Raw genomic sequence first — 14,782 nt, forward strand, 5'->3', positions numbered from 1 at the left:
TGCTCACCTCAACTACTCAACGCCCAAAACTGATAACTGCTCACTGTTAACTGTTCACTGATTTTATGCCTTTCGATTCTAACGAACAATCCCACCGCCGCCTCAATGCCCTCACGGGCGAGTGGGTGCTGGTATCGCCGCACCGCTCGAAGCGGCCCTGGCAGGGCCAGCAGGAGGCCCCCGAGGCCGACGAGCGCCCCGCCTACGACCCCAGCTGCTACCTCTGCCCCGGCAACAGCCGCGTGGGTGGCGAGGTGAACCCGGCCTACGCCGACACCTTCATGTTTACCAATGATTTTAGTGCGCTGCAGGCCGACGTGCCTGCCGGCAGCATCGACGAGGGCGGGCTGCTGCGGGCCGAGGCCGAGTCGGGCATCTGCCGCGTCATCTGCTTCTCGCCGCGCCACGACCTGACCTTGCCCCAGATGACCACGCCCGCCATTCGGAAGGTGGTGGACTTGTGGGCGAGCGAGTTTGCGACGCTCGGCGCGCGGCCCGACATCAACTACGTGCAGATATTCGAGAACAAGGGCCCGATGATGGGCTGCTCGAACCCGCACCCGCACGGTCAGATTTGGGCCCAGCGCACCGTGCCCGGCGAGCCCGCCAAGGAAGGGGAGCGCCAGCTGGCTTATTTCCAGGAGCACGGCCGCACGCTGCTGAGCGACTACCTCAAAATCGAGATGGAGAAAAAGGAGCGGGTGGTGCTCGAAAACGAGCATTTCGTGGTACTGGTGCCCTTTTGGGCGGTATGGCCCTTCGAAACCATCGTCATCGCCCGCCGCCCGGTGCAGGACCTGACCCAGCTCACCGAGCCCGAGCGCGACGCGCTGGCCGATGCCCTGCGCCGCCTCACCATTCGCTACGACAACGTGTTCAGTATTTCCTTTCCGTATTCGTCCGGCCTGCACCAACGCCCCACCGATGGCCAGGCGCACCCGGAGTGGCATTTGCACCTGCACTTCTACCCGCCGCTGCTGCGCTCGGCCACGGTGCGCAAGTTCATGGTGGGCTACGAGCTGCTGGGCGACCCGCAGCGCGACATCACGCCCGAGTTCAGCGCCGGGCGGCTGCGCGAGCAGTCGGAAGTACACTATAAGGACGCGGTGGAATAAGCATCTTTTCAATGAACACTCATGCTGAGCGCAGTCGAAGCATCTCTGCCGTCGCAGTAAAGAGTTACTCTTTTCGGCCGTTATGCTTCGGCTACGCTCAGCATAACGGCCGAAATTGGGCTGGTACCAAGCTCGACACAGACCGCCAACTTCGGCTGGAGCTCGTCGGTTTATCAAGTCCCGGCTGCTACATTTGAATTCCCACCACCCCTAAATTCCCACCGCTTTGTCGCAAAAACGAGCCTCCATTTCCGATATCGCCAAGGAGCTGAACCTGGCCGTGTCGACGGTTTCGCGGGCCCTGAGCGGGCATTCGCGCATCAGTAAAGCCACCCGCGACCGGGTGCAGGCGCTGGCCGAGCAGCTCAACTACCAGCCCAACCACCTGGCTGCCGCCCTGCGCAAGGGCCACAGCAACACGCTGGGCGTGATTGTGCCCCACATCGACGGCCATTTCTTTTCGCAGGTGATGAAGGGGGCCGAGTCGGTGGCCAACCGCGCCGGCTTCAACGTGCTGCTCTGCCAGTCGAACGAAGACTACGAGCAGGAGCAGAAGAACGTGGTGACCATGATTAACGCGCAGGTCGATGGCATTCTGGTGTCGGTGGCCCGGCCCACGCACGATTTCAGCCACTTCGATAAAATTGAGAAGCGTGGTATCCCGCTGGTGTTTTTCGACCGCATCGTGGACAGCCCCGAGCTGAATGCGGTGGAGCTCGACGACTTCCAGGGCGGCTACCAATCCACGAAGCACCTGCTGGAGCAGGGCTGCCGGCGCATTGCCCACTTCGGCGGCCCCCAGCATCTCCAGATTTATATCAACCGCTTCGGGGGCTACCGCCAGGCACTCAAGGAGTATGGCATCGAAGTCGAGGATGAGCTGGTGCTGTTCAGTGATATGTGGGAGGCCGATGGCCGCACCGGTATGACGCAGCTGCTGGCCCTGCCCAACCCGCCCGATGCCGTGTTCTCGGCCAGCGACTTTTCGGTGGCCGGGGCCATGCGCGTGCTCAAGGAGCGCGGCCTGCGCATTCCGCAGGACATGGCGCTGGCCGGCTTCAGCAACGAGAGCTTCTGCTCGCTCACCGAGCCCGGCCTCACCTCCGTCGACCAGTGCCCCGAGGAAATGGGCCGGGCCGCCATGCAGCTGCTCATGGAAATGGTGCACGACACTGGCGATGTGGCCGTGGCTCCGCGCAAAGTCGTCATCCAGCCGAGGTTGATGAAGCGGGAGTCGTCGTTGAAGGGCAAGGGGTAGGGGCGTAGATTGAGTTTGGAATAAGTAAAAACGTCATGCTGAGCGCAGCCGAAGCATCTCGCGTGCAGCAGTAATCTAATCGTTGAAAAAGAGTTAGTGGCGGCACGCGAGATGCTTTGCTGCGCTCAGCATGACGTTCTGATAGTTCCAGCTGCTGCAACCTGTGAAAGACTACCTCCTGTTCGTCGATACCGAAACCTCAGGCATCCCGCGCGACTGGAACCAGCCGTATGCCAGCCGGGGCAACTGGCCACATATTGCGCAGCTGGCCTGGGTAGTCTACACCCGTGAGGGCGCGGAGGTGAAGGCCGAAAACCATTACATTCAGCCCAGCGATTACGACCTGGACCCGGCGGCCGGCAGCGTGCATGGCCTGACGGTGGCTTTTTTGCGGGAGAATGGCGAGTCGCGCCACGCCGTGATGCAATGTCTGCACCGCGACCTGACGCATTACCAGCCGCTGGTGGTGGCCCATTTCATGCAGCTCGATTTCCACATGGTGGGTGTGGGCTTCCACCGGGCCGGCCTCACCAACCCACTGCTCGGGCTGCCCCTTTTTTGCACCATGCGCGCCACGGGACCGTTGCTGCGGCACTCGGCGCAGGGTTTTCTGCGGCTGCCAGAACTCTACCAGCGGTTGTTCAAAGAGCCCCAGCCCCGCGCCCACGATGCCCTCGCCGATGCCTACGCCGCCGCCCGCTGCTTCTTCGAAATGCAGCGGCAGGGCATTATCACCGACGAAACCATGCGCCAGCAAGGGCCGCCGGTGGGCCTGCCGCAACCCCTGGGCCCGGCGCGCCGCCTGCAAATTGGCGTGGCTCCGTGGCTGCTGGTGAGCGCCGTGCTGCTGGTGCTGCTGGCGTTTTGGCTGCTGGCGTGAGGGAAGGAGTGAATGAATGAAAAAACGTCGTGCTGAGCGTAGTCGAAGCATCTCTACCGCTTCGTTGAATCAATTGGATTAGTTACGCGGTAGAGATGCTTCGACTACGCTCAGCATGACGTCCTTTTCCTCAATCCTCAATCCTCAGCCCTCAACCCTCAACCCTCAACCCTCAACCCTACCTACTACTCGCCTGCCATGTCCGACAAACTTGCCTTCCTCCGCACCGTGGCCCCGTTCGACATGCTGCCTGATGATGTGCTGGCCGAGGTCGCCGAGGGCTTGCAGGAGGTGCACCACCCGCGCGAAGCCACCATCTATTTGCAGGATGAAACCAAGCTGCGTGGGCTCGACATCATCATCGAGGGCGAGTACGAAACGTTTTTCTACGACAGCCAGCAGCACCGCCGCGTGGTGGAATACACCCGACGCGGCGAGTGCTACGGCGGCATCTCGCTGCTGCTGAACAAGAAACGCTCGCTGCGCACGGTGGTGGCCAAGCGCGACACCCGCGTGTACTTCCTGCACCGGCGCGAGTTTCTGGCCCTGTGCCAGGGCTACGAAGGCTTCTTCCACTTCTTCACGGCGCGCTACGGGCGGCGGATGCTCGACGAGGAGTACGCCAACTTCGTGCGCCCGGCTACGGGCGGCAACTCCGCGTCCAGTTACCTGGCTTCGGACCAGCTGTTTTCCCGCCGCCTCGAAACGCTGGAGCTGCGCCCCGTGCTGCTGTGCGCGGCCTACGTGCCCATTTGCGAGGTGGCCCGGCGCATGGCCGCCGCCCGCACCAGCTGCTACTTCATCACCGATGCCGACGTGGACGGCCAGGTTATCGGCTACGTCACGGACATTACCCTGCGCGACAAAGTAGTGGCCGGCCTGGCCGATGCCCGCCTGCCGGTCTCAACAGTGGTGGATGCGCCGGTGGTCAGCATCAGCTCGCGGGCCTTTGTGTACGAGGCCATTCTGCTGATGTTCCGGACCAAGACGCGCTATCTGCTGGTCGAAACCGATGGCGAGTACGTGGGCTTCATCAGCCGCAACAAGCTCCTGACCGACGACCAGGCCCAGTCGCCGTTCATCTTTATCCAGTCGGTGAAGCAGGCGCAGGCCGTGCCCGAGCTGCGCCGCCGCTGGGAGCAGGTGCCGGAAATGGTGTACCAGCTGCTGAACCGCGGCGTGAAGCCCGAAATCGTGAACCAGGTCATCACCACGGTATCCGATACCATTGCCCTGAAGCTGATTGAGGGGGCCATTGCCGCGCTGGGCCCGCCGCCGGCCCGCTTCGTGTACATGGTGCTGGGCAGCGAGGGCCGCAAGGAGCAAACCCTGCTCACGGACCAGGACAACGCCATTATTTACGAAGACAAGGCCAACGAGCAGCGCGAATTGGTGCGCGCCTACTTTCTGAAATTCGCTGAATTGGTAAGCGACCAGCTGCACGAAATCGGCTTCAGCTACTGCGACGGCGGCTTCATGGCCAAAAACCCGAAGTGGACGCACTCGCTTTCGCACTGGAAACGCAACTACGTGGCCTGGATGAGCGAGACCAATCCCGAAAACGGCATGCAGTTCGCCGCGTCGTTCGACTGCCGCTACCTCTACGGCGACGCCAGCATCATGGACGAGCTGCATGAGTTCCTGGCCGTGGAGCTGGACCAGCCCAACGAGCGGTTCTTCCACTACCTGGCCGTGAACGCCTTGCAGTACGAGCCGCCGCTCACGTTCTTCCGCAATATCCGCACCTTCGCCCACGGCGACCAGCAGGTGTTCAACCTGAAAAAAACCATGTCGCCCATCGTCGACCTGGTGCGCATGTACGCCCTTAAGCACCGCATTTTTGCTACCAACACCGGCGAGCGCCTCGATGCCCTGCGCCGGCAGGGCGTGTTCACGGAGCGCGAAACCCAGGAGCTGCTGCAAGCCTACTACTACCTGATGGGCGTGCGCCTGAAAAAGCAGGCCGCCCAGATTATCCGCGACCACACCGCGCCCGACAACTACCTCGACCCCAGCATCCTCACCAAAGTAGAGCAGGTGACGCTGAAGGAAATCTTCAAGGTTATCGCCGATTTTCAGCTCAAGATTAAAGTCGGGTTCACAAAGTCGCTGGGGTAGGAGCGGGCAAGCCTGGCCGGGTATAACTCCGCCCCTACAGGCTACTTCCGGCGCATTTCTTCGCGCCGCATGGGCATTTTATCCACCGTGCCGAATAAGTCGGCGGGCTGCATGGGGTGCCGGCTTTTTTCCTTCACACCGCCGTCTTTGCCGATGAGGGCGACGCAGAACGTGGGCAGCTTGAGGCCGATGCGCTGCATTAAGTAATTGCGGTCAACTGGTGAAAGTTGGTCATATAGCACTTCCAATACCAAAAAGTCGCGGTCGGTCAACTCCTGCGGGTGCGCGGCCAGCAAGGTTTTTTGCGTTTTGAAATCGGCCTGCCCGGCATTGGGCGCGGCGATGAGCAGCACGCGCTTCCGGCCGCGGCTTTCGCGCAGGGTTTGTTCCAACGGCCCTGGGTTGGGGGTTTGGGCGGTGAAGAGCAAGAACAAGCCGAGCAGAAGCGGCACTGCGATAAGAGCGGAAATTTTCATGGAGCAACGTTGACGTGCGGAAGTGATGTAGAGACGCGTAATTACCTCGCTCCGTTCGTGCGGCGCAGGCCGGAACCGCGTAATTTGCATATCCGCGCCCTATTCGCGGCTTCTTCCCGATGAAACCTACGCACCTTGCCACCAGCTTCCTGCTCACGCTGGGCCTGCTTAACGCCTGCCAGACGACCAAGCCGGCGGCCACCACTGCTTCTCCCGTTGTGATGAAACCCATCTGGCAATCCGACGCTTACAGCCTCTACCGCGACAAAGTGGTGCAGGGTTCGCACGAGGGCCGTGCTCTCTCGGCTACGCAGCTGACTTCCAACTACGTGAGTCCGGTGAACGACCGGCTGAGCCCGCGCGTCGAGTTTAAGTTCAGTATCAACGGCAAGGACAATGAGATGGCCCCCGGCCTGAACCACCTGCTGCTGGCCGTGCCCCGGCCCGGCGGCGGACCCATCGAAACGCCGCCCATCGTGTTTGGCCAGCGCTACCAGGATGCCACGCCCGTGGCGGCCAACCAATACCTAGACCCGAATACGCCGGTCCGCATCCAGCTCGATATGCGGGCGGTGCTGGCCGCCTTCAAAAAGGACGGCTACTTCACGACTTTCAAGGGCGATAAAATCTATCAGCAGGATTTCAAGCACGTGTACGTGGCCGGCGGCACCGCACCCCTGAGCTGGGATTTCGACAACCTAACCAACAAGCCCGAGCTGGAGCTGACCGATGCCAACGGCGACGGCATCTACGAAGCCACCCTCACCCTGAACCAGCCTGCGGCCGCCAAAACCACCGCCTCGAGCTGGCAGAAAACGGTTAATACCGCCGATTTTCCGCAGTACAGCTCCGACTACCCTATTGCCGATGCGCTCTACAACTTGGCCCTGGAAGAGGCCCGCCGCGCCGTGGAGCCCGACAGCACCTTCCGCACCGGCAAGGAGTGGGCGGGCGTCTGGACGCGCGACGTGAGCTACAGCATCATTCTGGCGCAGGCCAGCCTGCAGCCCAAGGTGGCCATGAACAGCCTGCTGCGCAAAGTGAGCCCCGACGGCCGCATCATTCAGGACACCGGCACCGGCGGGGCCTATCCGTGCTCGACCGACCGCATGATTTGGGCCGTGGCGGCCTGGGAAATCTACCAGGCTACCGGCGACGTGGCCTGGCTGCGCAAGGTGTTCCCCATCATCAAGCAGAGCGTGGCCGATGACGTGCAGAATGCCTACGACCAAAAAACGGGCCTCGTGCGCGGCGAGTCGTCGTTTCTGGACTGGCGCGAGCAAACCTACCCGCGCTGGATGCAGCCCGCCGACATTTACCAAAGCGAAACCCTGGGCACCAACGCCGTGCACTACCAGGCCAACGTGGTGCTGGCCCAAATGGCCGCCCGCCTGAGCCAGCCCGGCCAGGCTGCCCTGTACAAGCGCCAGGCCGAGGCCATTAAGTTCGGCATCAACCAGCACCTGTGGCAGGCCGATAAGGGCTACTATGGCCAGTACCTGTACGGCCGCACGGCACTCTCGCTCTCGCCCAAGGCCGAGGCGCTGGGCGAGGCCCTGTGCGTGTTGTTTGGCATCGCCGAGGGCGAGCGGGCCCAAACCGTGGTGAGCAAAACGCCCACCACGCCCTTCGGTATTTCGTGCATCTACCCCCAGATTCCGGGCATTCCGGCCTACCACAACGACGCGGTGTGGCCCTTCGTGCAGAGCTTTTGGGCGCTGGCCGCCGCCCGGGCCGGCAACGAAACCTCGGTGATGGAAAGCATGGCCGCCATCTACCGGCCGGCGGCGCTGTTCCTCACCAACAAGGAAAACTTCGTGGCCCGCAACGGCGACTACGCCGGCACCCAGATTAACTCCAGCAACATGCTCTGGAGCTTGTCGGGCAGCCTGAGCCTGGTGTACAAGGTGCTGTTTGGGATGCAGTACCAGGGCGAGCGGCTGGTGTTCCGGCCCTTCGTGCCCACGGCCTTTGCCGGGCACCGCCGCCTCGAAAACTTCCGCTACCGCCGCGCCGTGCTTGATATTGAAATGGACGGCTCCGGCAGCAGCATTGCCAGCATTACCATGGACGGCGCGCCGCTGCCCGACGCGGCCGTGTCGGGTGCGCTCACCGGCCGCCACGTCCTTAAAATAACCCTCGCTGCGCCCGATGCGGCTACGGCAGTGCCCGCACCCGTAACCCGCGTGGCCGACCGCGTAGCCCCCGAAACGCCCGCCGTGACCTTCGCCAATGGTAGTCTGCGCTGGCCCGCCGTGGAGGGAGCCGATGAATACCTGGTACTGAAAAACGGCCAGCTCGCTACCACCATCCGCGAAACAGCGTTTGCCGTGCCGGCCGAGGGCTTCGCCGCCTGGCAGGTGATTGCCGTGGACGATGCCAGCCGCGAGTCCTTCGCCTCGGAGCCCTTGGAGCTGGGCCGCGAGGCCACCGGCGGCGTACTGGTGCAGCTCGAAACCGTGGCCGGCAAAGCCTCATTGCCCTACAAAGGCTATTCGGGCAAAGGCTTCATCGAAACCACGACCACTAAAAATACGGCCCTTACCATCCCCATCACGGTGCCCGAAGCGGGCGTCTACGCCCTCGACTTCCGCTACGCCAACGGCAACGGCCCCATCAACACCAACAACAAGTGCGCGGTTCGCACGCTGCGGCGCGGTTCCGAGCTGCTGGGCACCGTGGTGCTGCCCCAGCGCGGCGTGGAAGAGTGGAGCAACTGGGGCTTCTCGAACCCCGTGCTGGTGCGGCTGGAGAAAGGTGCCACCCGCCTGCAGCTGGCCTACGAGCCCGCCAACCAGAACATGAACATCGCCGTGAACCAGGCCATGCTCGACTACCTGCGGGTGCGCCGGGTGGAGTAGCGGCGGGGCCGCGAAACAGTGGGTACAACGCAGGAAATAACTAATTGAATATGGTCGTGGTCAGATTAGCTTTGCCAGGCCAGTGCTACCGGTGCTGGTTTTCCCCTCACCATTTCTGCAAAGCCCTTCCGTGGAAAATCCACCCTACCCCACTCCGGTTCCGGCCGGTAAAAACGACGGTATCATCAACCCAAACGACTACGACCAGGCGGCGGCCTACTGGCTCGTAGCTGCCAGCGACCCGGCGGGCACGGTGCTGGCCCAGAGCTTCGTGTTGAACAAGAAGGACGTACTGGCCTCGCTGAATTTTCAGGCTCTGCAGATTGCGCGGTTGGTGTCAACCGTCGGTGCGGCGACTATCAAGGCCCGCTTTCTTATTATGTACGACGAGCGGGCGCAACCGCATTTCACGCTGGCCCTGTTTGCCACCGATGCCCTGGATAAGCGGGTGTCATCCTACTACCTGGCCGATAGGTATTGGCTGCCAAAGCAACAGCGCATGGCCAGGAGCCTCGCTTCGAAGCCCATGCCTGTGCGGCAATCGCGCGTGCGGGCCCTTGCCCGCTACGACATGCCCAACGTGCTGACCGACCGCTGGGTAACTGCCTGGAGCAAGGTCACCCGGGCATCGACGGCATTGTTTGCCACCAGCTATGGCCCACTGCGCGGCTATTCGTACGGGGTAGAGGAGTTCATCAGCCTGCTGCGCGATGTCGGTTCATTAGACGACGAAAATATTATCCTGGAATTCGACCTGCACGACTATTACCAGTCGCAGCCCCAGGGCGATGTGCTCGTGCATACCTTCGGCCTGCTGCTGTGGACGGAAGCCGGCAAGATGGAAGGTGGCGACGAGGGGGTGAATATGGGTAATCCCTGCCCGCCTTTATGCTAAGGCGGTTTTGGTCGCAACCAGCCGCTTTACGCCAGTGCCTTCAACGGTAGATAATGGAAAATACCTTTTTTTGGGTGAATCTGGCGGCAAAGGTTCAGTTGTTGCCGCTTGCAGTGGCTGGGGTGAGTGGGCTGCTATTATTTCGGAAACTGCCGACTAACCTGCGATACCTTGCGGTGTTAGTTTGGATTGGGTTAACGGTGGAAATAATGGCTGTCGTGTTGCAATCGAAACATCTGCCCAACCTATTTCTCATTCCCATCGATGCAGCCGTTGAATTATGGCTACTGTCGCTGGTGTATGAGCGGGCGCTGCAATGGCCAGCTTACTCGCGCTGGCGGCCGTGGGTAGCCGGGGCCTTTGTGCTCGTTGCCGCCCTCAGCGGCTGGCTGCTGCCGGACCCGGCGCATTTCCAGCCCGCCCTGATGGTAGGCGAGAGTCTGCTGGTGCTGCTGCTACCGGGGCTGTATTTCCGGAAGTTGCTGAACGAGCTGCACGTGCGCAACCTGGCCCGCGATGCCATGTTCTGGGTATCGACCGGCCTGCTACTTTATTTCCTGGGCAAGCTGCTGATTGGGCTGTTCAGCAACTACCTGCTGGCGCACTACTCCAAAGAGCTGAACCTGTGGGTATGGTTCGTGCACGCCGTGCTGCTTTTCGTGCTGCATAGCTGCTATCTTCGGGCTCTATGGTTGCGCCCGCAGAAGTAACGTTTGCGCCCCTGCTGCTGAGTGGCATTGCCCTGATGATATTGGTAGCGGGAGGCTTCGTGTGGTTTGTGGTGAGCTACCAGCAGCGCCTCTACCGCCAGCAGCTGGCCCTGCGCACGGCCGAGGCCGCCCACCAGCAGGCCCTGCTGGCCGCCGTTATCGAAGCGCAGGAAGCCGAGCGGGCCCGCATCGGCCGCGATTTGCACGACGACGTGGCCTCCTCCCTAGCCATGGCCCAGATGCTGGTCGAGCGCCTCGCTACCAACGATGCCACCGACGACCCGGCCGTGCTCTTCGGCCTGGCCCGCGAAGTGCTGGGCGCGGCCGTGGCCGACGTGCGCAGCACCTCACACCAGCTTTATCCGGCCAGCCTGGCCCGCGTGGGCCTGGTGAATGCGCTGGCGCGGCTGGCCGACCTCAGCCGGCATTCTGATAGCCTGGCCGTGCATTTTGAGGCGCGCTACCCGCACGCCCTGCCGCCCGCTGCCGAGCTGGCCCTGTACCGCATTTGCCAGGAGCTGGTGCACAATGCGCTCAAGCACGCGCACGGGGCCACTTTCCTGCGCATCGGGCTGCATCAGGAAAGCACGAAGCTGGTGTTGGCCGTCGAGGATAATGGCTGCGGCTTCGTGTCGGAAACTCAGGCGGCGGCCGGGGTAGCGGTGCGGGCTGGCGTGGGCCTGCGCAGCATTGGTGCGCGCGTGCAGCTGCTGGGGGCGCGGCTGGTGCAGCATACGGCCCTGGGCGAGGGCACCCGCACGCTGGTTGAGCTCGACCAACCCGCGCTGGCAATGGAGTAGCTGGTGCCAACTCGTCCGGCAAGGGCTGCATCAACGAGACGCCCCGAACCGGCGCGACGGGTTGGGACAGCCCTGGCGATTGGCGGGCCTGTTGGCCGTGCGGCACGCCCGGTTTAAGGCTTCTGGGAGCGCTGGGTGCCGGGGCCTGGTCGTCGCGCCCAGCAAAGGCATTGCCGGTTGCGGCCATAGCCCTGACTGCATCGGGCCTGGCCGCCCCGCGCCCGGGACTGCTCCGCCTGCCGCCTTTTTCGGGTGGCTTCCGCAACCGTTTACGTAAATAAACCTCCCTCAGGACCCGTTTCCGGTAACGGGGCGGGTGGGTTTTGCCGCTACCTTCGGCGGCCTGACGCCGCCTATTCCAACCGATATCCGCCTCTTTATCCGCGTTGATTATGAAGCCATTCCTGTCCGATGACTTTTTGCTGCAAACTGCTACGGCCCGCCTGCTCTACCACGAGTACGCGAAGCAGATGCCCATTATCGACTACCACAACCACTTGCCGCCCGACCAGATTGCCGCCGACAAGCAGTTCGACAACATCACCCAAATCTGGCTCTACGGCGACCATTACAAGTGGCGCGCCATGCGGGCCAACGGCGTGCCCGAGCGCTACATCACCGGCGATGCGTCGGACTGGGAGAAGTTTGAAAAATGGGCCGAAACCGTGCCCTATACCCTGCGCAACCCCCTCTACCACTGGACGCACCTGGAGCTGCGCCGCTACTTCGGCATTACCGAGCTGCTGAACAAGGACAGCGCCCGCCGCATCTGGGACGAGTGCAGCGCCCGGCTGCAAACCCCCGAGTACTCGGTGCGCAACCTGCTGAGGATGATGCAGGTGGAAACCCTCTGCACTACCGACGACCCGGCCGACTCGCTCGAACACCACCAGGCCCTGGCCGGCTCGGGCTTCGAAATTGGCGTGCTGCCCACTTTCCGCGCCGATAAAGCCATGGCCCTGGACGAGGCCGCCGGCTACAACGCCTACCTCGATAAGCTGGGCGCGGTGGCCGAAATCGACATTTGCACGCTGGCCGATTTGGAAACGGCCCTGCGCCGCCGCCACGATTTCTTCGCCAGCCTGGGCTGCCGCCTGTCGGACCACGGGCTGGAGCAGCTTTACGCCGCGTCCTACACGCCCGCCGAAGTGGCAGCCAGCTTCGCTAAAATCCGGGCGGGGCAGGAGCTGACGGCGGTTGAGAATACCCAGCTGAAATCGGCCCTGCTGGTGCTATTGGCCGAAATGGACTGGGAAAAGGGCTGGACCCAGCAGTACCACCTGGGTGCGCTGCGCAACAACAACCGCCGTATGCTCCGCCAGCTGGGGCCGGATACGGGCTGGGACAGCATCGGCGACTTCCCGCAGGGCCGCGCCCTTTCCGCTTTCCTCGACCGCCTCGACGGGCAGAATAAGCTCGCCCAAACCATTATCTACAACCTGAACCCCGCCGACAGCGAGCTCATGGCCACGATGGTGGGCAACTTCAACGACGGCTCGGTGGCGGGCAAGGTGCAGCTTGGCTCCGGCTGGTGGTTCCTCGACCAGAAAGACGGCATGGAAAAACAGCTCAACACCCTGAGCAACATGGGCCTGCTCGCGCGCTTCGTGGGCATGCTCACCGATTCGCGCAGCTTTCTCTCGTATCCGCGCCACGAGTATTTCCGCCGCGTGCTGTGCAACCTGCTGGGCACCGACGTGGAGAACGGCGAGCTGCCGGCCGATATGGGGCTGCTCGGCGGCATGGTGCAGAACATCTGCTACGGCAATGCCAAGGCGTATTTCGGCTTCGGCAAAACTGCTGAGACGAAAGCAGCGGTCGTAGCGGCAGTGGCTGGGTAATTGAATATCCTGCTGAAAAAAGTACGTCATGCTTCATCTGGCGTCCGCGCAGTCGAAGCATGACGTTCAATAAAGTCCCCAAAAACCCATGAAGCAAGTTGTTACGTTCGGCGAAATCATGATGCGGCTCTCGCCGCCGCTGAACTACCGGTTCGCGCAGGCCAGCGGCCTCGAAATCACCTACGGCGGGGGCGATGCCAACGTGGGCGCTTCGCTGGCCGGGCTGGGTGTGCCCGCCGCCCACGTTACCTGCTTCCCCGATAACGACCTGGGCCGCGCCGCTGCCCGGCAGTTTCGTGCCCTGGGCGTGAACATGGACGCGACGGTGTACGAAGGCGACCGCCTCGGCCTCTATTTCCTGGAAGTGGGCGCGGGAATGCGCCCGAGCAAAGTGGTGTACGACCGCGCCAACTCGGCGTTCGCCCACCTCGACCCCGCGAAATTCAACTGGGACAAAATCCTGCGAGATGCTGGCTGGCTGCATTGGACGGGCATCACGCCCGCCATTTCGGCCACTGCGGCCGAGGCCACGCGCCAGGCCATTGCCGCCGCGCGTCGCCGGGGCCTCACCGTATCGGCCGACGTGAACTACCGCCGCAACCTCTGGCAGTACGGCCAAACGGCCCAGGCCGTGATGAGCGAATTGGTGCGGGGCTGCGATGTGGTGGTGTGTTCCGAGAACGATGCCGAGGACCTGTTCGGCATCGTACCCGAGCCCGGTGCCGACCACAAGTTCGTCTCGGTAGCGCGGCAGGTAATGGCGCGTTTTCCGCAAATCAAGCAGGTCATCACTACCCGCCGCACCACCCACAGTGCCTCGCACAACGGCCTGCAAGGCATCTGTTACGACGGCCGACAGCTACTCGAAACCGTCACCCACGAAATCAATCCCATCGTCGACCGCATCGGCGGGGGCGATGCCTTCATGGCTGGCTTCATCTACGGCTCGCTGGCCTACGAGCACCCGCGGCAGGCCCTCAATTTCGGGGTGGCGGCATCGGCGCTCAAGCACACCATCCACGGCGACATCAATTTGGTAACAGTGGCTGAAGTGGAGGAAATCATGCAAGGCAATACCAGCGGCCGCCTGATGCGATGATGAACCACCCTAACCCTAGAAGAACGTCATGCTGATTCAAAGCTGACATTGACCCAAACACATGCCCCGCCATACGCCTTCCGAAACCCTTGCCGCGCTGCTGCGCTACCCGGTGGTGCCGGTGTTTTACCACGCCGACGCGGCCTACGCGCAGCGCATTGTGCAGGCGTGCTACGCCGGCGGCATCCGCGTGTTCGAGTTCGTGAACCGGGGCGAGCAGGCGCTGGCAGTTTTCGCCGAACTCCAGGGTTTCGTGGCCCAGCAGTGCCCGGAAATGATATTGGGCATCGGCACGATTTACAAGGCTGCCGAGGCCGAGCAATTCATCGCCGCCGGGGCCGGGTTCGTGGTGCAGCCGGTGGCCACCGCCGAGGTCGCCGACGTGTGCCGCGCCCGCAACATTCCGTGGCTACCCGGCGCCCTGACGCCTACCGAAATATACCACGCCAGCCAGTTTGGCGCGGCTGTGGTGAAAATATTCCCCGGCAATGTTGTCGGGCCCGACTACGTGAAAGCCCTGCGCGGCCCCATGCCCCACATCAAGCTGATGGTGACGGGCGGCGTGGAGCCCACCCGCGAGAGCCTGGCCGCCTGGTTTGGGGCGGGCGTGAATGCCGTGGGCATGGGCTCGCAGCTGTTCAAAAACGCCGACGATACCGAGGCGCTGGCCGCCCGCATCGGCGAGCTAATGGCCTTTGTTAGCGAATTGAAAAAGAATTAACTAATCCT

12 protein-coding genes are annotated in these 14,782 nt (G+C 62.6%); 11 read left to right on the forward strand and 1 reads right to left on the reverse strand.

Annotation, left to right across the window (positions count from 1 at the left end; all coding sequences use genetic code 11):
- Nucleotides 1-65 precede the first annotated feature (65 nt).
- The 4 genes from ABIB44_RS17275 to ABIB44_RS17290 all read left to right on the forward strand — a co-directional run bounded on the left by ABIB44_RS17275 (nt 66) and on the right by ABIB44_RS17290 (nt 5,371).
- Entirely contained in the window at nt 66-1,115 is a 1,050-nt protein-coding gene (locus ABIB44_RS17275) for a UDP-glucose--hexose-1-phosphate uridylyltransferase (protein ID WP_354585921.1), read from the forward strand.
- 226 nt (nt 1,116-1,341) lie between these two features.
- A complete protein-coding gene (locus ABIB44_RS17280) occupies nt 1,342-2,373 on the forward strand; it encodes a LacI family DNA-binding transcriptional regulator (RefSeq protein ID WP_354585922.1) in 1,032 nt (343 codons plus the stop codon).
- Between the two features lie 163 nt (nt 2,374-2,536).
- Nucleotides 2,537-3,253 carry a 3'-5' exonuclease gene (locus ABIB44_RS17285; protein ID WP_354585923.1) on the forward strand — a complete coding sequence of 239 codons (717 nt, stop codon included), beginning with the start codon at nt 2,537-2,539 and terminating at the stop codon, nt 3,251-3,253.
- A 198-nt stretch (nt 3,254-3,451) separates the two neighbouring features.
- A complete protein-coding gene (locus ABIB44_RS17290) occupies nt 3,452-5,371 on the forward strand; it encodes a DUF294 nucleotidyltransferase-like domain-containing protein (protein WP_354585924.1) in 1,920 nt (639 codons plus the stop codon).
- Nucleotides 5,372-5,412: 41 nt separating this feature from the next.
- Here the strand turns inward: ABIB44_RS17290 and ABIB44_RS17295 are convergent, their stop codons facing one another.
- Nucleotides 5,413-5,847, reverse strand: a complete 435-nt coding sequence (locus ABIB44_RS17295) for a DUF4174 domain-containing protein (protein WP_354585925.1) — start codon at nt 5,845-5,847, stop codon at nt 5,413-5,415.
- A gap of 119 nt (nt 5,848-5,966) precedes the next feature.
- Between ABIB44_RS17295 and ABIB44_RS17300 the strand changes: the two genes are divergently transcribed.
- The 7 genes from ABIB44_RS17300 (at nt 5,967) to ABIB44_RS17330 (ending at nt 14,774) form a co-directional block, all read left to right on the forward strand.
- Nucleotides 5,967-8,708, forward strand: coding sequence for an alpha-L-rhamnosidase-related protein (locus ABIB44_RS17300; protein ID WP_354585926.1), 2,742 nt, complete (start codon nt 5,967-5,969; stop codon nt 8,706-8,708).
- Nucleotides 8,709-8,838: 130 nt separating this feature from the next.
- Entirely contained in the window at nt 8,839-9,603 is a 765-nt protein-coding gene (locus ABIB44_RS17305) for a hypothetical protein (protein WP_354585927.1), read from the forward strand.
- Between the two features lie 218 nt (nt 9,604-9,821).
- Nucleotides 9,822-10,313, forward strand: a complete 492-nt coding sequence (locus ABIB44_RS17310) for a hypothetical protein (RefSeq protein ID WP_354585928.1) — start codon at nt 9,822-9,824, stop codon at nt 10,311-10,313.
- On the forward strand, nt 10,292-11,113 hold the full coding sequence (locus ABIB44_RS17315) for a sensor histidine kinase (RefSeq protein ID WP_354585929.1): 822 nt from the start codon (nt 10,292-10,294) through the stop codon (nt 11,111-11,113). The genes ABIB44_RS17310 and ABIB44_RS17315 overlap by 22 nt, the downstream gene beginning before the upstream one ends.
- 392 nt (nt 11,114-11,505) lie before the next feature.
- Entirely contained in the window at nt 11,506-12,954 is a 1,449-nt protein-coding gene (gene uxaC / locus ABIB44_RS17320; RefSeq protein ID WP_354585930.1) for a glucuronate isomerase, read from the forward strand.
- A gap of 88 nt (nt 12,955-13,042) precedes the next feature.
- Entirely contained in the window at nt 13,043-14,053 is a 1,011-nt protein-coding gene (locus tag ABIB44_RS17325) for a PfkB family carbohydrate kinase (protein ID WP_354585931.1), read from the forward strand.
- 61 nt (nt 14,054-14,114) lie between these two features.
- The gene (locus ABIB44_RS17330) at nt 14,115-14,774 is read left to right on the forward strand and encodes a beta/alpha barrel domain-containing protein (RefSeq protein WP_354585932.1); all 660 of its coding nucleotides are present in this window, start codon (nt 14,115-14,117) and stop codon (nt 14,772-14,774) included.
- Nucleotides 14,775-14,782: the final 8 nt, after the last annotated feature.

This window comes from Hymenobacter sp. UYCo722, assembly GCF_040547115.1.
Taxonomy (GTDB): domain Bacteria; phylum Bacteroidota; class Bacteroidia; order Cytophagales; family Hymenobacteraceae; genus Hymenobacter.